Origin of the sequence: Neisseria dumasiana, from assembly GCF_022870885.1 — a bacterium.
GTDB classification, from domain to species: domain Bacteria; phylum Pseudomonadota; class Gammaproteobacteria; order Burkholderiales; family Neisseriaceae; genus Neisseria; species Neisseria dumasiana.
In genome coordinates this window covers 1,143,277-1,159,887 of the sequence record NZ_CP091509.1, presented here as the reverse complement: position 1 = coordinate 1,159,887, position 16,611 = coordinate 1,143,277, and the positions used below count along the sequence as shown (strand labels likewise).

Below are 16,611 nucleotides of genomic sequence, written 5' to 3'. Positions count from 1 at the left end.
CAACTTTCGATTCAATAGGATAAATCAGGTTCACGGCGCATTTAACTATGAATCGGCGTAAGCAAACTTTAAAAACTGCAAAATCTTATGCCCTTTCAATCAAACCCGGGTAATGCCGCGCAACAGCTTAGTAAACCACCGTATTATCGGCCGTCTGAAAAAAAACGGAGGCATTTTGTACCTCCGCTTTTTTCAGACGGCCTTAGTTTCGAGATAGGCGCGCAACTTGTTTTCGTCTAAAAACCAATGGCAGATTTCCATATCGCCGTCGAGCAGCACGGGCACAAGTTCGTTGTATTTTTCTTCCAGCACGGGATCGTTATCCACATCAACGATATGCAACTCAAAGCCGTATGCTTCTTGATAAGGTTTTAAAGCATCCCGCATTTTGTGGCACAAACTGCAATATTCGCGGAACATCAAAGTTAGCCGCCATCCGCTTTGTGTTGAAGATTCAAGCGGCTTCATGCGGCAACCTCTTTTTTCTTGCGCGGTTTGCGGCGGCGTTTGCGCTTGGCTTCGTTACCCGATGCGGCACCCTGCCCTTGCCGGGCTGCGGTCATCTCCAAACGGGCGGTATCGTCTGCGTGTTGGAACGCCGTCCACCATTGCGCCAGCTCAGGGTCTGCATTGCCCGTTTCGGCACGCAACAGCAGGAAATCGTAAGCTGCCCGAAAGCGTTGCTGAGCCAACAGGCGGTGCGGCCGGGCGCCGCGGCGGTTTTCAAATTGCGGCTGCAACTGCCAAATTTCCCGCATGGTAGCCGAAAAACGCTGAGGAACACCCCAGCCTTTTTCCATATCGCGCAGATCGTTAATGGCCTGAGTTAATGCCGGCGCGGGCTTTTGACCGTTTTTCATGTTTTTTTGCCAGCGTGCATTCAATTGCGGCCACATCACGGCAGCCAACACAAAACCCACAGACACCGATTTATCTGCACGCAAACGTTCATCGGTATTGCGCAGGGCGGCGGCGGTGATGCTCCGTTCGTCTTTTGCCGCATTCAGCAAAGCCGTTAAAATCGGATGAATGTTTTCCTGCACCCCGAGCTTTTCAAATTGAGCCAAACACACCGAAGCATAGCCTGAAAACAGCAGCTTCATGATTTCGTCAAACAAACGTGCCACCGGTTCTTGTTTCAGACGGCCTGCATATTCGGCAATCGGCGCGGCGGTTTCCTGCTCGACATCAAAACCGAGCTTGCCCGACAAGCGCACCGCACGCAACACGCGCACGGGGTCTTCTTGATAGCGTTCGGCAGGATTGCCGATCATCACCAATTTTCGCGCCGCAATATCGGCCACGCCGTGATGAAAATCGATAATATGCTGGCGGATCGGGTCGTAATACAGAGCGTTGCAGGTAAAATCGCGGCGCATCGCATCTTCTTCCATCGAACCGTAGGCATTATCTTTCATAATGCGGCCGTGTTCGTTGTGCAATACTTTGCCGCCGCTGCGGAATGTAGTAACTTCAATGGTTTCCGGGCCGATCATCACATGCACGATCTGAAAGCGGCGGCCGATAATACGGCTGCGGCGGAATACTTTGCGTATCTGCTCGGGCGTGGCATTCGTTGCCACATCGAAATCCTTAGGCTCCATGCCCAACAGCAAATCGCGCACCGCGCCGCCGACCACATAGGCTTCAAAACCTTCGTTGTGCAAACGGCGAACCACTTTTTCAGCGGCAAAACTCAACATATCGGCACTGATGCGGTGGCCGGAAAACGGAATCACTTCCTTACGCGCACGTGGTTTTCCCGATTTGCCGGGCAAAACCTTGTACAGCCATTTCTTCAACATAAATCAATCAACCATTTCAAAACCATGCCGTCTGAAACACCTGAACCTTTGCAGAAAAGCCTGCATACAAGCCTTTCTGCAAAGGTTTCAGACGGCCACGGTAAAAAGCCTGAAAAAACAAACCGCGTATTATACCCGATTGAAATTCAGCGTGCTGTTTTCCCGCAAACTCGGAAACAATACGCAAAGCTGCGCAGCACACCGAACGTAATTTTTTGGCACGCCCTATTTTGCACCGATGGCAGACGATGCCTGTTGTCTTCACCGATTCATTTTTAAGCTATAATATTGATTATGTAACGAACACCACATCCGATAAGGAGAACACAATATGTACCACTACAAATCAGATGCCACAAAATTTCTCGAAGAATACATCGAACAACATCCCGAAGAAGCGCAACAACGCCTGAAAAACCGCGGCTTGTTGTGGGATGTCGAATTAAATCCCGAAGAACAAGCCGGATACGAAGCGGCCAAACTGCCCAAAAAACCCTACGCCTACCAGCCCGACTGATTTTTCAGACGGCCTTGCTTGCAATATGGCAACCCACATACACAATACCGATCCGAAGCTGGGTGCGTATCTCAACAGTATCGGCGAAGCCGAGCATCCCGCTTTGACCGCTTTGCGTGAACGCATGCAAACACACCGGCTCGGCAAAATGGCTATCGCCCCTTCGCAGGCATCATTGCTGACCTGGCTGGCCAGACTGATGCGCGCCGAGCGTTATTTGGAAGTCGGTGTGTTTACCGGTTACAGCAGCACGGCCATGGCTTTGGCCTTGCCGTCTCACGGCACCGTTACCGCCTGCGACATCAACGTTACCTTTACCGACATCGCACGCGAAACCTGGCAGGCGGCAGGCATAGCACACAAAATCACGCTGCATCTGCAACCGGCCTTATTGACATTAGACGACCTGATCAGCGCAGGCGAATCGGAAACTTACGACATTGCCCTGATTGATGCAGACAAACCGCCCACCCCGGAATATTACGAACGCTGTTTGCAATTGGTGCGTAGCGGCGGCGTTATTGCCATCGACAACGTGCTGCTCGGCGGTCGCGTTTTACAGCCCGTTCATGCCGACAGCCCGCCGGCTCACAGCATCTTACAGGCGTTTAACGAAAGCCTGCCGCAAGACGGCCGTATCATTCCGATCACGCTTCCGGTAGGCGACGGTTTAACCCTTTTGCTTAAAAAATAATGCGAGGTCATGATGAATATATCAAACAAACTTATTTTTGATGCAAGACAACAAACCGCAAAAAATACAAGCAGCACCTCAAGACACAGCAACGACGTAGCAAAATTTAAGTTTATTTACGATATCCGATTATCCGCCCCGTTATTCAGCATCTTGTTACTGAGTGCCTGTGCAGGCATCACAACTTCTGCACCGCACGCCGACCATCAGCCAAACCAAGCAGATGCCATCCCCTATCCCGAACCTGACGCACAATTTCAAATCAATAACTTAGGCATCAAAATCGCCCGCCTCGAAAAAGAAGTCGACAGTTTGAAAACCAGAGTGCGCCAACTCGAACGCCGCCCTGCCGCCAACCGCTCCCATACCAAACCGCCTGTGCGCACGCAAACCAACACGGTTGCGGCTGAACCTCCCCGCTCGGCCACCCAAACCAACCAATACGAACAGGCTTTAAAGCACTATCAAAAAGGCAATTACGCCGCTGTCGTGGCATTACTCAAAGGTGTTGACGGTGGAGGAAACGGCGGCGAAACCGACCGCCAAAGCATGTATCTGCTGATGCAGAGCCACCAGCGTTTAGGTAATTGCGAGTCTGTTATCAACATAGGCAACCGCTTTGCCAACCGCTTCCGCACCTCGCCACAGGCCGCAGAAGCCCTTTTTAGCGTAGGCTCATGCCAATACCGCATGCAGCAGCAGGATATCGCCCGAGACACTTGGCGCAAATTGATTCAAATGTATCCTGAAAGCGCTTCGGCCAAACGTGCATACACAGAATTGAAAAAACGCTGATACGGCCAAACTATCCCGCCGTAAAACAGACAACAATATTCCAACCTTTTATTCACAAGGAAAACATATGATACAGGTAGGCATCATCATGGGCAGCAACAGCGATTGGCCGGTTATGCAGCACGCGGCACAATTTTTAAAAGATTTCGGTGTGGAATTTGAAGCCCGCGTCGTTTCGGCACACCGCACGCCCGATTTGATGTTTGAATATGCCGAAACAGCCCGTGAGCGCGGCATCAAAGCCATTATTGCCGGAGCCGGCGGAGCGGCCCATCTGCCCGGTATGGTAGCCGCAAAAACCACCGTTCCGGTATTGGGCGTACCGGTACCGAGCAAATACCTGCGCGGCGAAGATTCGCTGCTGTCTATCGTGCAGATGCCCAAAGGCGTGCCTGTTGCCACGTTTGCCATCGGAGAAGCCGGTGCCGCCAATGCCGCGTTATTTGCCGTTTCCATGTTGGCGAACGACAACCCCGAATTGGCGCAGAAACTTGCCGCATTCCGCGAAAAACAGGAACAAACCGTATTGGCGATGGATTTGCCCGCTGCTGAATAAGCTGTTAAACCTGTAAAAATGATTCAGACGGCCTCAACCGCTTAATGTTACATTCGGTTGGGGCCGTCTGAATTATATGGTCCGAACTTATAACTTAACTGATTAACCATGCTTTCATAGAAGCAAGATGCACCACCCTGCGGCTATATTAATAATGTATTGATTCTTAAAAAATACGCATTATTCCTGCCAGCGTTTGAAAATCAGTGAAGTATTCACGCCGCCGAATGCGAAGTTGTTGTTCATCACATAATCGGTATGGATTTCCCGCCCGTCTCCGCGGATATAATCTACCTTGCCGCATAACGGATCGATATTTTCCAAATTAATGGTAGGGGCAAACCAGTTGCCGTTCATCATTTCTATTGAAAACCAAGACTCCAGCGCACCGCACGCACCTAAAGTGTGGCCGAAGTAGCTTTTTTGCGAACTCATGGGAATGTGGCCGAAAACCGCTTCGGTAGCCAATGTTTCGGCAATATCCCCTTTTTCGGTAGCCGTACCGTGCCCGTTAACGTAACCCACTTGTTCGGGGCGTATGCCCGCATCTTTCAAAGCCAACTCCATGCAGCGGCGCATGGTATCTTTTTGGGGCTGGGTTACATGCGAGCCGTCGCTGTTGGCTCCGTATCCGACAATTTCGGCATAAATCTTCGCGCCCCGGGCTTTGGCATGTTCCAATTCTTCCAAAACCAAAATGCCTGCGCCTTCTCCGATAACCAAGCCATCGCGCCCCGAATCATAAGGGCGGGGTGTGGCTTCGGGTTCGTGATTGCGGCGGCTGGCGGCGTAAAGCGAATCGAAAACATACACTTCAGAAGGGCAAAACTCTTCGCCTCCGCCCGCCAGCATCATCTCTATCATGCCGTATTTAATTGCTTCGTAAGCATAACCTATGCCTTGGCTGCCGGAAGAACAGGCACTTGAAGTGGGAATAATGCGGCCGGTGAGTCCGAAAAAAATGCCGATATTGGCTGCGGTTGTGTGCGGCATCATGCGCACATAAGTATTGGCGCTGAAATTTCGCGAAGAGCCGGTTAACAGCAATTCACCGATATCGCGGATATCTTTGGTGCTGCCGGTTGACGAACCACAGGCCACACCCATGCGGCCGTCTTTAATGGTTTCATCACCTAAAAGGCCGGCATCGGCCAAAGCCTGCTCCGCAGCATCAACGCACAGATAAGACACGCGCCCCATACTGCGCAGCTGTTTGCGCGTCCAATGTGCGGGCGGCGCATATTCGGGAACCGGTGCGCCCAAATGGGCTTCCAAATCGGGAAACCGTTCTTGCCAGCCCATGTTGACCACCGCATTGCGCTTACGTTTGAAGGCCGTCTGAACAGTAGGCCAGTCGCGGCCGAAAGCCGTAATACCGCCTACGCCTGTAATCACTACCCGTTTCAACACAAACCCCCGTTTACTGCAATGACCTGCCGCGTGATATAGGCGGCTTTTTCATCCATCAAAAAGCGTACTGCATGGGCTACTTCTTCCGGCGTTCCCATGCGGGCTGCCGGTACGGCTTTTAATATTTCTTCCACCGGCACGTTTGCATCGATAATTTCGGTATCAATCAAGCCGGGAGCAACGCAGTTGACGGTAATATTGCGTTTGGCCAATTCAACCGCCAATGCTTTGGCCGCGCCGATGATGCCGGCTTTAGACGCGCTGTAATTCACTTGGCCGCGGTTGCCGGCAATGCCGGATACCGAAGACATACACACGATGCGCCCGGCTTTGCGGCGGCGGATCATCGGCATGATAAGGGGATGCAGCACGTTGTAAAAACCGTCTAAATTGGTGCGCAATACTTCATCCCAATCTTCGTCTTCAAAAGCGGGGAAAGCGTTGTCGCGCGTCAGGCCGGCGTTCAATACCACGCCGTAATAAGCGCCGTTGGCTTCTATATCGGCTGTGAGTATCTCGCGTGCCCGGGAGCGGTCGGATACGTCGAACTGCAATACGCGGGCTTGTCTGCCCAATGTGCGTATCTCTTCTGCAACAGCTTCTGCTTCTTCGCGGCGGCTGCGGCAATGAACCACAATGTCGTAGCCGTCTTCAGCCAACCCCAAAGCAATGGCTTTGCCTATGCCGCGGTTGGAGCCGGTAATGAAAATACTCTCACTCATGCGTTTTCCTGTATGCAAGTGATGTCGTTGTTGATTAAGGTGCGAATTGTAACAGGATTGACCCCAAGGGTGCGTGTGCGTCGGCATCAGGCCGTCTGAAAAATGTATTTTGCCGTTTTCAGTTATAATACCCGCCTGTTTGATTTTTCCGCCCGTGCTTTTTAAAGGCCGTCTGAATAACCGTGAAAGCTGTTCGAAACTACCGCCGTTGGTGGCGTTACCATACCCTGCAACGGCATGTGGCACTGCCTGCCCATACGCTCGACTGCCCCGAATGCGGGCAGCGTATGGAGTTGCCGCGTTTGCAGCAAGGGCAGGAAGCGCATTGTCCGAACTGCGGATATGAAGCGGTAGAGGTCGAAAAAAATCCGTATATCGCTCCGTTGGCTTATGCGGCCGCATCTTTGATTTTGATGTCTTTCGTTTATACGATGATGTTTGTAACGGTAACGATGGCGGGGGTTACGTCTATCCAATCGCTGCCGTCGATGATGCGTAAGCTGATTTTGCTTGATTTCGGTTTTTTGGCGGAAGTGATGTTTGTGCTGACATTCGGCACGCCGCTGCTGTTTCTGCTGTTGTGCCTTTATGTTTATACGGCGTTACTGCAAGGCAGGGCTTATCCGGGGCTGCGCACGGCAACGCGCACGTTGGTGCGCCTGCGCCATTGGATTATGGTGGACGTATTTTTCATTTCTACGCTGGTGGCACACATCAAACTTTCTTCTGTTGCAGAAGTCGAATACGGTGCGGCGTTTTATTTGATGTTCGGCTTGGCCGTGCTGCTGATCCGCACTTCCGTGTCGATTCCGCAACATTGGGTATATTATAAAATCCACCGCATTTTAGGCAGAAACACCATTCAGACGGCCTCGGAAGAGCGAGTGTGTTGCAGCCGCTGTCTTTATTTCCGCAACCGCGAAGAGCCTACCTGCGGCGTGTGCGGTGCCGATCTGTATGAGCGCCGCCCCAAAAGCATTGCCGTGTCGATGGCTTTCTTAGTGGCCGCCGTCGTGCTGTATATTCCGGCCAACCTTCTGCCGATTATGATTTCATCCAATCCCACCACGGTGCAGATCAACACCATTCTCAACGGCATCGTGTATATGTGGGACGAAGGCGACAAACTGATTGCCGCGATTATCTTCAGTGCCAGCATTTTGGTACCCGGTGCGAAAATCGTTTTGCTGCTGGTTTTGAACCTGAGTGCACGCTACGGCCTGCCTGCCGGTGCCAAAACCATGCTGCGGATTTACCGCTTTACCGAATCCATCGGCAAATGGTCGATGATTGATATTTTCGTCATCATTATTTTAATGAGTTCTTTCCACACCCATGTGGCACGGGTTGTGCCGGGGCCGGCCGCAGTATATTTCTGTTTGGTCGTGCTGCTGACCATGCTTTCCGCTTATTTTTTCGACCCGCGTTTATTGTGGGACAAAGCCCGTAACCACCAAGCCAACATCAAGAGGCCGTCTGAAAAGCTGACGGTAAAACACGCCGAATATGAATAACCACCATCAAAACGAATATAAACCCGTGCCTGCCGTGGTGCGCAAAACCAATGTATTTACCTCTGTTATCTGGCTGATACCCTTAATCGCCTTTTTGGTAGGCGGTTGGCTGCTGATGAAGGAAATCCGCAACAGAGGGCCTGAAGTGACGCTGCTGATGGACAGTGCGGACGGCATCGAAGTCAACAATACGGTTGTTAAAGTATTGAGCGTGGAAGTCGGCCGCGTAACCCGCATCGGTCTGCAACACGACCGCAAAGGCGTAGAAGTTACCGTACGTTTAACCGCCGATGCCAAAGACATGATGCGCAAAGACACCCAATTTTGGGTGGTAAAACCGCGCATCGACGAAAGCGGCATTTCCGGGCTGACCACGCTGGTGTCCGGCTCTTACATTGCCTTCACCCCCGGTAAAAGCGAAGAAACGCAATACCGCTTCGAAGTGTCGGACATTCCGCCGATTACCGCCATCGGCCAGCACGGCTTGCGCCTGAAGCTGGTGGGCAAAAACGACAAAATGATCAGCGTAGGCAGCCCTGTTTTGTATGAAGACTTCAGCGTCGGCGTAGTGGAAAGCGCATCGTTCGACCCCAACGAACAAACCGTTAACTACACCATATTCATCACCAGCCCCAACGACAAACTGGTCGGCAAAAACAGCCAATTCTGGCTGCAAAGCGGCATCAATATCGAAGCAACCGGCGGCGGGGTGCGTATAGAATCCGCCCCGATTCCGGCTCTGCTTTCCGGAGCGATTGCCTTCTCAAGGCCTGTGAGCGGCGAAAAAGGACTGCCCCCCGCAAATGGAGACACTTTCACGGTGTACAGCAACCGCAGCGAAGTAGACAACCTTCCCGGCGAGCGCGCTTTGTATTACACCGCCTTCTTCAAACAAAGCGTGCGCGGGCTGAGTTCAGGCTCGCCGGTAGAATACAAAGGCATCAATATCGGCGCCGTAGCCGATGTGCCTTATTTCGCTCCCAACGACAGCCTGAAACTGTTTGATAACGGTTGGATTCCCGTACGCATCCGCATCGAACCCGACCGCTTGGAAATCAATGCCGATGCACAAAGCAAAGAATATTGGCGCAACCGTTTTCAGACGGCCTTAAACAAAGGGCTGACCGCCACCCTGTCTTCAGACAATCTGCTCACCGGCAGTAAAATGATCGAACTCGACGACAGCCCGTCAAACGGCCCCAAACTCAAACCTGTGGCCGATTACAACGGAAATATCGTGATTGCCAGCCGCAACGGCGGTTTGGACAATCTGCAAGACCAACTCGGCAACTTATTGGAAAAATTCAACAAATTGCCGCTTGACAAAACCGTGGGCGAATTAAACGGATCTTTGCGCGAATTGAGAGCAACGCTCAACTCGGCCAACGCACTACTCGGCAAACCGCAAACCCAAAATATTCCCAACGAATTGAATAAAACCCTGCACGAACTGCGCCAAACCCTTAAAGGCATATCGCCGCAATCGCCTTTATACAGCGACGTTCAAACCACCCTGCAAAGCATAGATAAAACATTGAAAGATGCCCAACCGGTGATCAATACCTTAAAAGAAAAACCCAACTCTTTAATTTTCAACAGCAATGTTAAAGACCCCATACCGAAAGGAAGCCGCTGATGCGTAAACTCACCATAACCGGCGCCCTACTCGCCCTGAGTGCATGCGCCACTTCCGTGCCGCAATATTTCACCCTGCCCGACAGCCAATACAGCCATCCGGGCAGAAGCCTGAACGAAGTTGCCGTGCGCGTTTACCTTGCCGAACCGCTCAATAACGGCGGTTTGGTTTACCAAACCGATGCCTACCATGTTAACTTCGCCCGCAACCATTTATGGGCAGGTGCGCTCGATAATGCTTTAGCTTCGGGATTCAGCAACAAAATGAACAGGCTCAACCCGCGTTATACGTTTGTGCCCGCGGCACGAAGCAACAGTTCGCAGATACTGAAAATTTACATAGAGGCATTTCAAGGCAGCTATAAAGGCAAAACATTGGTCAGCGGTTATGCACTGTGGCCCAACGGCGAAAGCCGCCCGTTTCATGTTAAAACCGAGCAGCAAGGCGACGGCTACACGGCTATGGTTGAATCTTTAAACCGCGGTTTGGAGCAAGCATCGCAAGCAGTCGCCCGTTAAGCTTTTTTCAGACGGCCTGAATGCTGCATTATTCCTACTCTTACGGGCACGAATCCAATAAAATATGCAAAATATTTGAAACGGGCCGGCAAACAATCGCCTAATCCCGTTTCAACCGAACAATTTGAAGTGAATAAACAGAATCTTGATAAGGTTTGGTTTACCAACTTATTGTGTAGCAATAATTAATTTAGACAGAGTCCAATGAAATCAATTATCCAAGACCTCCAATCCCGCGGTTTAATCGCGCAAACCACCGATGCCGAAGCCTTAGACGCTTTATTAAACGAACAAAAAATCGCTTTGTATTGCGGTTTCGACCCTACTGCCGACAGCCTGCATATCGGCCACTTGCTGCCGGTATTGGCTTTGCGCCGTTTCCAACAGGCCGGCCATACGCCGGTGGCTTTGGTGGGCGGTGCAACCGGCATGATCGGCGATCCGAGTTTTAAAGCGGTTGAGCGCAGTTTGAATACAGCTGAAACCGTGGCGGGTTGGGTGGAAAAAATCCGTAACCAGCTCAAGCCGTTTTTGAGTTTCGAGGGCGACAATGCCGCGATTATGGCCAACAACCACGATTGGTTCGGCGGCATGAACTGCTTGGATTTCCTGCGCGACATCGGCAAGCATTTCTCTGTGAATGCGATGTTGAACAAAGAATCCGTGAAACAGCGCATCGAGCGCGACGATGTGGGCATTTCGTTCACCGAATTTGCCTATGCGTTACTGCAAGGCTATGACTTTGCCGAGTTGAACAAACGCCACGGAACCGTGCTGCAAATCGGCGGTTCCGACCAATGGGGCAACATCACCGGCGGTATCGACTTATGCCGCCGCTTAAACAAAGCCACCGTTTACGGCCTGACTTTGCCGCTGGTAACGAAATCGGACGGCACGAAATTCGGCAAAACCGAAGGTGGTGCGGTGTGGTTGGATGCGCAAAAAACTTCGCCCTATCAGTTTTACCAATTCTGGCTGAAAGTAGCCGATGCCGATGTGTATAAATTCTTGAAATACTTTACGTTCTTATCGGTTGAAGAAATTGATGCCATCGAAGCGAAAGACAAAGCCAGCGGCGTGAAGCCGGAAGCGCAGCGTATTCTGGCGGAAGAAATGACCCACCTGATTCACGGCGAAGCGGCGTTGGAAGCGGCGCAACGCATTTCGGAAAGCCTGTTTTCCGGCGACGAAAGCAGCCTCACGGAAAGCGACTACGCACAGCTCGCTTTAGACGGCTTGCCCGCGTTTGAGGTATCAGGCCGTCTGAATGTGGTGGAAGCCTTGATTACTGCGGGTTTGGCCAAGTCAAACAAAGAAGCGCGCGAGTTTGTGAAAAACAAAGCGGTTTTGCTCAACGGCGAAACGGCTGCGTTCAACAATCCCGAACACGCCGCAGAAAAACCCGATGATGCCTACCTGATTACCGACGAACACAAACGTTTCGGCAAATACACCATTATCCGCCGCGGCAAGCGTAATCATGCTTTGCTGGTGTGGAAATAAACCGTATTAACCGATAACGGGCCGTCTGAAAACAGCATGAATGATTTTTTCAGACGGCCTGCAAACTTTTGTTTGCTTTAAATATGATTCTTCATCCCCGTCAACCGCTTCTTTTATGAAAGCCTGCCATGCCTGAATTACCCGAAGTCGAAACCACGCTGCGCGGCATCCGCTCCCATATCGAAAACCAAACCGTTGCCGATGTTGTGGTGCGCCAAGCCAAACTGCGTTTGCCGGTAACGCCTGATTTGGCCGGTATTCTGCATGCGCAAAAAGTATTAAGCTGCACCCGGCGTGCAAAATATTTGCTGATTCATTTTCCCGCAGGCATATTGCTGATTCACTTGGGTATGTCGGGCAGTTTGCGTATTTTCACGGCGGAACATCCCCTTATCGAACATGCGGGCAAGCATGATCATGTGGATATCAGGTTTGAAAACGGCACGGTTCTTCGCTATCACGACCCGCGCCGTTTCGGTATGGTCGTATGGTTTGCCGGAGCCGCGGAGCACCATCCGTTATTGGCATCGCTCGGGCCCGAGCCGTTGGAAAGCGGATTCGATGCTGCTTATCTGCACGCAAAACTGAGTACGCAAAAACGCGCCGTGAAACTGGCCTTGATGGACAATGCCGTGGTGGTAGGCGTGGGTAATATTTATGCAAACGAAAGCCTTTTCAAATCAGGCATTTCGCCCAAACGCCCAGCCAACCGAGTGTCTGAAGAAGAATGCGTCAAGCTGGTGGATAACATACGGGCGGTGCTGATGCGGGCCATCGAAACCGGCGGCAGCACGCTGCGCGATTTTGTCGACAGTGAAGGCAAAAGCGGTTACTTCCAGCAGGAATACACGGTTTACGGCCGCCACAACCAAGCTTGCGTAAGGTGCGGCGGTTTGATTATGAAAGAAACCATCGGCCAACGCGGTACGTTTTATTGCCCGAATTGCCAAAAGTAATTTCAGACGGCATCACATATAAAATCCCGGCCGTTTATCAACCGATCAACTGATTTTTACAATATTTTTTGGGGCTGAAGTAGATTAGCCCTAAACACCACACCAAAGCCGCAAAGTTTTTAACTGCTGCTTTGGTGTCCCGAAGTTAAAACGAAACTCACATTCTTTCAAGAACAGAGGAAAAGATTTTCGGTCGATTCCGTTGTATTTGCGCAAGACACGTTTCGCCTGATTCCAAAAATTCTCAATGCCGTTGATATGGTTGTGTCGGTCGGCAAACTTTTTGCTGTGATTAATCCTGTGATGGTGAAAACCGCTGACATCCAACACGTCGTAACTGCTCAGGCAGTCCGTATAAACTACGCTATCAGGTGTAATTTTCCTTGTAATAACAGGAAATAAACTTTCCTTTCGGGCATTATTCACTACAACCGTATAAACCTTACCTCCACGTTTAAGGATACCGAAAACCACCACTTTACCTGCTGCTCCCCTACCGCGCTTTCCTTTACGCTTACCGCCGAAATAGCTCTCATCCAATTCTATAGTGCCCTCAAAAACCTGATCTGCTTCCAAAGCCAAATGATGGCTGATAACAAGACGGATTTTACGGTAGAAGAGAATAGCCGTATTGGGCTGAATACCCAAGATATCGGCAGCAGAACGTGCGGTTACTTCCAATACAAAATATTCAAGCAGTTTTCTTTGCAGACTCTTCTTTAACTTACAGTGGGTTATCTTCATTTTGGCAGCCTATCATGACTGCTAATCTACGTCAGCCCCTATTTTTTTTTTTTCTCTCATCAAACTGCTTCTCACATCAGGCGGGAAACAGCAGCAACTGTTATATAGTCAATCCACTTATCGGGTTTGACTTGAGCATCTTGAGTTTCAGCAAGTTTGGGAGATACTCGGGTCAAGCCCGAGTATGACGTATGTCCTATTTTTAAGTGGATTGACTATACCCGCCCTGCTCCCAACCGCCGCCCAAAGCCTTATATAAACCGATGAGCATCCGTGCGCGCGCCAGTTGCGATTGAATCAGGTTTTCCTGCATCGCTTCTTCGTTCAGGCGTGCGGTGAGGGCGTTATCGAGCGTTTTATGACCGTATTGAAACAGTTTTTCCGCATCGCCCGCCTGTTTTGCCGCCTGTTTGTGTGCGGTAATCAGCAAAGCGTTTTGGCGGGTGAGTGCGCTGTGTGCCTGATATGCGCTGTCCACTTCGCCGAGGGCTTTGAGGATGTTTTGGTCGTATTGCAATAAGGCCGTCTGAAGCCGTGCATCGGCGGCGGCGATATTGGCTTTGATGCGCCCGTTGGTGAAAATCGGCACTTTGATGCCTGCTTTGATTAAGCTGCCCCAGCCTTTTAAACCGCTGTCGCTGTCGATGCTGATGGTGCCTCTGCCCAAAAACTCGATGGAAAACCGCGGCAATAAATCGGCTTTGGCGCTGGCGAGCTTGGCGGCGTAGGCGTTCACTTGCGCGGCATGGGCGCGGATGTCGGGGCGGCGCTCAAGCAGCCCTTGCGGGGTTTGGCCGCTCGGTGCGGCGGGTTGCGTGCTTAAGATGTTGACGCTGCTTTCGGGCAGGGAAAATGTTTGCGGGGTTTGGCCGGTAAGCACGGCGATGCTGCGCACATGGGCGGCGTATTCCGATTCGATGGTGCTGTGTTTGGCGCGTAAAGCAGTGAGTTGGGTAGCCACTTCGTCCACTTCATAAGCGGTAACGTGGCCTGCTTTGAAACGGCCTTGCACATATTTTGCCAGCCGCTCCATGGTGGCGATACTGCGGTTTACCGATTTCAGACGCGCTTGGGTGGCGCGGGCTTGCAGATAATACTCGGCAATTTCGCCGCCGATCAGCACTTGCGTGCCGTACACTTCTTCCTGCCTGCCGAGTGCGGCATAAGCGGCGGCATCGGCATCGCTGCGTTTCTGCCCGAAAATATCCGGCTCCCACGATGCGGAAAAACCGCCCGTAAGACTGTTGCCTTTCAACGTGAAATGCTCGCCCGCCAAATCGGCAGCCTGCGGAATCCTGCCCAACAAGGCGCGCTCTTCGTCGCTCAGCGGGTTGCTGATGCGGGCGTTGAGACGCGATGCTTCCGCGCCCGCGCCGACCGTCGGGCCTTTGTCGGCATCGGCCAAGCGCTCAATGGCGCGCGCTTCGTTCAAACGGCTGCGGGCGATTTGGATATCGTGGTTTTGCTGCAAACCTTGTTCGATTAAGCGGCTGAGTACGGGGTCGTTCCAATGCTGCCACCAACGGCCGATTTCCGCGCTACCGCGCGCCGCTTCCGCTTGGCTAAAGGCTTGCGGAATGTCGATTTTGCTGTCGAGCGGCACAACGGTGCTTTTGCAGGCGGCGAGCATCAAAGCCGATGCCACACTGACGTAAAAATGTTTCAAGCTGATATTCATAAAGGCTTTCTTTAAAGGTTTCGGCAGGCATGCTATATTGAGGCCGTCTGAAAAACCGGCTGCCTGCGTGTTTCCATCCAATCTTCATTGAAAGAATATTTCAATCAATCGTTTAGTGATATTGATATAAAACAAATATCATCAGCTTACCGCTTCTTCACAGAAACTAAATAACGGCTTTTGCCGTCTTGTTGAGCAGACGGCTGCATTTTGCATGTTGCCGCTTTCGCGCTGTTTTACGTCTAACCTACTCAAGGAAAGGAAGAAAACATGGCCCGCACACTCTGCTCTTCTGAGGTCAACCGTAAAGTGATTCTGTGGACTACCCTCATCGGCGGTTTTTTCAGCTCGCTGGTGAAATGGGGTTCCGAAGTGAATATGCCGCCGCGTATGCCGGGAGAAATTTCTCCACCGGGTGCCAATATCGACGCATGGCTGGGTTGGCTCGGCTTCAACCAGCACTCTCTTGATTATATGTATCAAGGCAACAGCGTGTTGGGTGCGGTAACGCTTTACCACTGGCTGTTTAGTTTTGTGTTTGCTTTTGTGTATGTGTGGGTTTCGGCTTATTGGCCGAAAATCCGCCTGTGGTATGGCGCGTTTTACGGCATCATCATTACCGTTGTCATGCACTGGCTGCTGATTCCCATGTTCGGTTTCCGTAATCCCGCCTATGCCGACGGCGCAACGGGTTGGGCGTGGAACCTCAATGCGGCGGAACACATCAGCGAAATTCTCGGCCATGTGTATTGGTCGGTGTCTATCGAAGTGTGCATGATTGCCGTGCTCGCTTATTATGCACGCCCGATTAAAGGCGATTGGGTTGAACGCTGATTCACCTGTTTCAAATGATCAGGCAGATATTCCAATCTGCCTGATTTTTTGTTTGAGATGATTTTCATAAGTTATGTTCAGACGGCATCTTAGCCCACAGCTTGCGCAAAAAAGATTTTATGGTTGTCGGGGTCGGTAATGCCGCAAGTCAGCACCACTTCCCAATCGTTAATGTCTCCGGCTTCAATACCGGCTCCAAGCAACGCTTTGCGGCAGGCGGCGATATCGTCCACGCCGATAATCACTTCTGCCGCAGCAATCGCACCGGAGTCTGTTAGCTGCAGCCACGCATTATCGGCAATACGCCATTCCGCCATATTTTCCATCGGCACCACATCCGGCTCGCCCAACCATGTTTGATACCACCCCAATGAGGTTTGAAAGTCAGATGCGTTGATTACGGAAACCAAACTGCTGGTTTTGAAAAGTTTCATGCTTTGTTCCTGTGTTGTAGAAAATTGCGATTATTTTTCAGACAGGCATTGAGCCTTCCCGTTCCAACAATGTGTTTTACTCCGTCAAACTGCCATATTAAGCTTCACAGTTTGGTATTTTGGACTTAGAGCGTTTAGTTATATAAGAATGCCGTACCTTGAATGTAAGTTGATTATTTTCAGACGGCCTGCTTCATTGTATGGTAGTTCAGCTTAAAATTAAAAATAGTATATACACCATGCTCGGATTAAGTCTGGATATAAAGATGCTGTTACTACGTCAATTAGTTTAACT

Annotated in this window: 17 protein-coding genes; 10 read left to right on the top strand and 7 right to left on the bottom strand. The window is 51.1% G+C overall.

Features of this window, described 5'->3' with window-relative positions; genetic code table 11:
• Positions 1-192: 192 nt before the first annotated feature.
• Complete coding sequence (locus tag LVJ88_RS05245; protein ID WP_085418306.1) at positions 193-468, bottom strand: glutaredoxin family protein; 276 nt, start codon at positions 466-468, stop codon at positions 193-195.
• On the bottom strand, positions 465-1,805 hold the full coding sequence (locus LVJ88_RS05240; RefSeq protein WP_085418307.1) for a polynucleotide adenylyltransferase PcnB: 1,341 nt from the start codon (positions 1,803-1,805) through the stop codon (positions 465-467). Before LVJ88_RS05240 ends, LVJ88_RS05245 begins: the two co-directional genes overlap by 4 nt.
• A 331-nt stretch (positions 1,806-2,136) precedes the next feature.
• Here LVJ88_RS05240 and LVJ88_RS05235 point away from each other — a divergent pair, with 331 nt between their 5' ends.
• From LVJ88_RS05235 to purE, 4 genes are all read left to right on the top strand, one after another.
• Positions 2,137-2,322: a DUF3460 family protein gene (locus tag LVJ88_RS05235; RefSeq protein ID WP_054599028.1), complete on the top strand. Its 186-nt coding sequence runs from the start codon at positions 2,137-2,139 to the stop codon at positions 2,320-2,322.
• A 25-nt stretch (positions 2,323-2,347) separates the two neighbouring features.
• Complete coding sequence (locus LVJ88_RS05230; protein WP_085355437.1) at positions 2,348-3,016, top strand: O-methyltransferase; 669 nt, start codon at positions 2,348-2,350, stop codon at positions 3,014-3,016.
• A 150-nt stretch (positions 3,017-3,166) separates the two neighbouring features.
• The gene (locus LVJ88_RS05225; protein WP_416171752.1) at positions 3,167-3,811 is read left to right on the top strand and encodes a tetratricopeptide repeat protein; all 645 of its coding nucleotides are present in this window, start codon (positions 3,167-3,169) and stop codon (positions 3,809-3,811) included.
• A 67-nt stretch (positions 3,812-3,878) separates the two neighbouring features.
• A complete protein-coding gene (purE, locus tag LVJ88_RS05220) occupies positions 3,879-4,367 on the top strand; it encodes a 5-(carboxyamino)imidazole ribonucleotide mutase (protein ID WP_054599026.1) in 489 nt (162 codons plus the stop codon).
• A gap of 180 nt (positions 4,368-4,547) precedes the next feature.
• Here the strand turns inward: purE and LVJ88_RS05215 are convergent, their stop codons facing one another.
• Both LVJ88_RS05215 and fabG read right to left on the bottom strand, forming a co-directional pair.
• Positions 4,548-5,777 (bottom strand): beta-ketoacyl-ACP synthase, encoded by a 1,230-nt coding sequence (locus LVJ88_RS05215; RefSeq protein WP_085418308.1) that lies wholly within the window; start codon positions 5,775-5,777, stop codon positions 4,548-4,550.
• On the bottom strand, positions 5,771-6,499 hold the full coding sequence (fabG, locus tag LVJ88_RS05210; protein ID WP_085418309.1) for a 3-oxoacyl-ACP reductase FabG: 729 nt from the start codon (positions 6,497-6,499) through the stop codon (positions 5,771-5,773). Before fabG ends, LVJ88_RS05215 begins: the two co-directional genes overlap by 7 nt.
• Positions 6,500-6,681: 182 nt before the next feature.
• Here fabG and LVJ88_RS05205 point away from each other — a divergent pair, with 182 nt between their 5' ends.
• The 5 genes from LVJ88_RS05205 to mutM all read left to right on the top strand — a co-directional run bounded on the left by LVJ88_RS05205 (position 6,682) and on the right by mutM (position 12,626).
• A complete protein-coding gene (locus tag LVJ88_RS05205) occupies positions 6,682-8,013 on the top strand; it encodes a paraquat-inducible protein A (protein WP_085418310.1) in 1,332 nt (443 codons plus the stop codon).
• Complete coding sequence (pqiB, locus tag LVJ88_RS05200) at positions 8,006-9,649, top strand: intermembrane transport protein PqiB (RefSeq protein ID WP_085418311.1); 1,644 nt, start codon at positions 8,006-8,008, stop codon at positions 9,647-9,649. Before LVJ88_RS05205 ends, pqiB begins: the two co-directional genes overlap by 8 nt.
• Positions 9,649-10,167 carry a PqiC family protein gene (locus tag LVJ88_RS05195; RefSeq protein ID WP_085418312.1) on the top strand — a complete coding sequence of 173 codons (519 nt, stop codon included), beginning with the start codon at positions 9,649-9,651 and terminating at the stop codon, positions 10,165-10,167. Before pqiB ends, LVJ88_RS05195 begins: the two co-directional genes overlap by 1 nt.
• A gap of 204 nt (positions 10,168-10,371) precedes the next feature.
• Positions 10,372-11,670 (top strand): tyrosine--tRNA ligase, encoded by a 1,299-nt coding sequence (gene tyrS, locus LVJ88_RS05190; RefSeq protein WP_085418313.1) that lies wholly within the window; start codon positions 10,372-10,374, stop codon positions 11,668-11,670.
• A 128-nt stretch (positions 11,671-11,798) separates the two neighbouring features.
• A complete protein-coding gene (mutM, locus tag LVJ88_RS05185) occupies positions 11,799-12,626 on the top strand; it encodes a bifunctional DNA-formamidopyrimidine glycosylase/DNA-(apurinic or apyrimidinic site) lyase (protein ID WP_085418314.1) in 828 nt (275 codons plus the stop codon).
• 90 nt (positions 12,627-12,716) lie between these two features.
• On the opposite strand, the gene LVJ88_RS05180 is transcribed toward mutM, so the two are convergent.
• Together LVJ88_RS05180 and LVJ88_RS05175 are read right to left on the bottom strand one after the other, a co-directional pair.
• The gene (locus LVJ88_RS05180; protein ID WP_085417784.1) at positions 12,717-13,370 is read right to left on the bottom strand and encodes an IS1595 family transposase; all 654 of its coding nucleotides are present in this window, start codon (positions 13,368-13,370) and stop codon (positions 12,717-12,719) included.
• Between the two features lie 202 nt (positions 13,371-13,572).
• Positions 13,573-15,048: an efflux transporter outer membrane subunit gene (locus LVJ88_RS05175; protein WP_085418062.1), complete on the bottom strand. Its 1,476-nt coding sequence runs from the start codon at positions 15,046-15,048 to the stop codon at positions 13,573-13,575.
• 270 nt (positions 15,049-15,318) lie between these two features.
• Here LVJ88_RS05175 and LVJ88_RS05170 point away from each other — a divergent pair, with 270 nt between their 5' ends.
• Positions 15,319-15,882: a YagU family protein gene (locus LVJ88_RS05170; protein WP_085355448.1), complete on the top strand. Its 564-nt coding sequence runs from the start codon at positions 15,319-15,321 to the stop codon at positions 15,880-15,882.
• Between the two features lie 89 nt (positions 15,883-15,971).
• Here the strand turns inward: LVJ88_RS05170 and LVJ88_RS05165 are convergent, their stop codons facing one another.
• Positions 15,972-16,316, bottom strand: a complete 345-nt coding sequence (locus LVJ88_RS05165) for a VOC family protein (protein ID WP_085418063.1) — start codon at positions 16,314-16,316, stop codon at positions 15,972-15,974.
• Between the last annotated feature and the right edge of the window lie 295 nt (positions 16,317-16,611).

Excerpts from the sequence above, each read along its gene's own strand:
- LVJ88_RS05245 (WP_085418306.1), bottom strand. The coding sequence starts at position 468 with ATGAAGCCGCTTGAATCTTCAACACAAAGCGGATGGCGGCTAACTTTG.
- LVJ88_RS05240 (WP_085418307.1), bottom strand. The coding sequence starts at position 1,805 with ATGTTGAAGAAATGGCTGTACAAGGTTTTGCCCGGCAAATCGGGAAAA.
- LVJ88_RS05235 (WP_054599028.1), top strand. The coding sequence starts at position 2,137 with ATGTACCACTACAAATCAGATGCCACAAAATTTCTCGAAGAATACATC.
- LVJ88_RS05230 (WP_085355437.1), top strand. The coding sequence starts at position 2,348 with ATGGCAACCCACATACACAATACCGATCCGAAGCTGGGTGCGTATCTC.
- purE (WP_054599026.1), top strand. The coding sequence starts at position 3,879 with ATGATACAGGTAGGCATCATCATGGGCAGCAACAGCGATTGGCCGGTT.
- fabG (WP_085418309.1), bottom strand. The coding sequence starts at position 6,499 with ATGAGTGAGAGTATTTTCATTACCGGCTCCAACCGCGGCATAGGCAAA.
- pqiB (WP_085418311.1), top strand. The coding sequence starts at position 8,006 with ATGAATAACCACCATCAAAACGAATATAAACCCGTGCCTGCCGTGGTG.
- LVJ88_RS05195 (WP_085418312.1), top strand. The coding sequence starts at position 9,649 with ATGCGTAAACTCACCATAACCGGCGCCCTACTCGCCCTGAGTGCATGC.
- tyrS (WP_085418313.1), top strand. The coding sequence starts at position 10,372 with ATGAAATCAATTATCCAAGACCTCCAATCCCGCGGTTTAATCGCGCAA.
- mutM (WP_085418314.1), top strand. The coding sequence starts at position 11,799 with ATGCCTGAATTACCCGAAGTCGAAACCACGCTGCGCGGCATCCGCTCC.
- LVJ88_RS05180 (WP_085417784.1), bottom strand. The coding sequence starts at position 13,370 with ATGAAGATAACCCACTGTAAGTTAAAGAAGAGTCTGCAAAGAAAACTG.
- LVJ88_RS05175 (WP_085418062.1), bottom strand. The coding sequence starts at position 15,048 with ATGAATATCAGCTTGAAACATTTTTACGTCAGTGTGGCATCGGCTTTG.
- LVJ88_RS05170 (WP_085355448.1), top strand. The coding sequence starts at position 15,319 with ATGGCCCGCACACTCTGCTCTTCTGAGGTCAACCGTAAAGTGATTCTG.
- LVJ88_RS05165 (WP_085418063.1), bottom strand. The coding sequence starts at position 16,316 with ATGAAACTTTTCAAAACCAGCAGTTTGGTTTCCGTAATCAACGCATCT.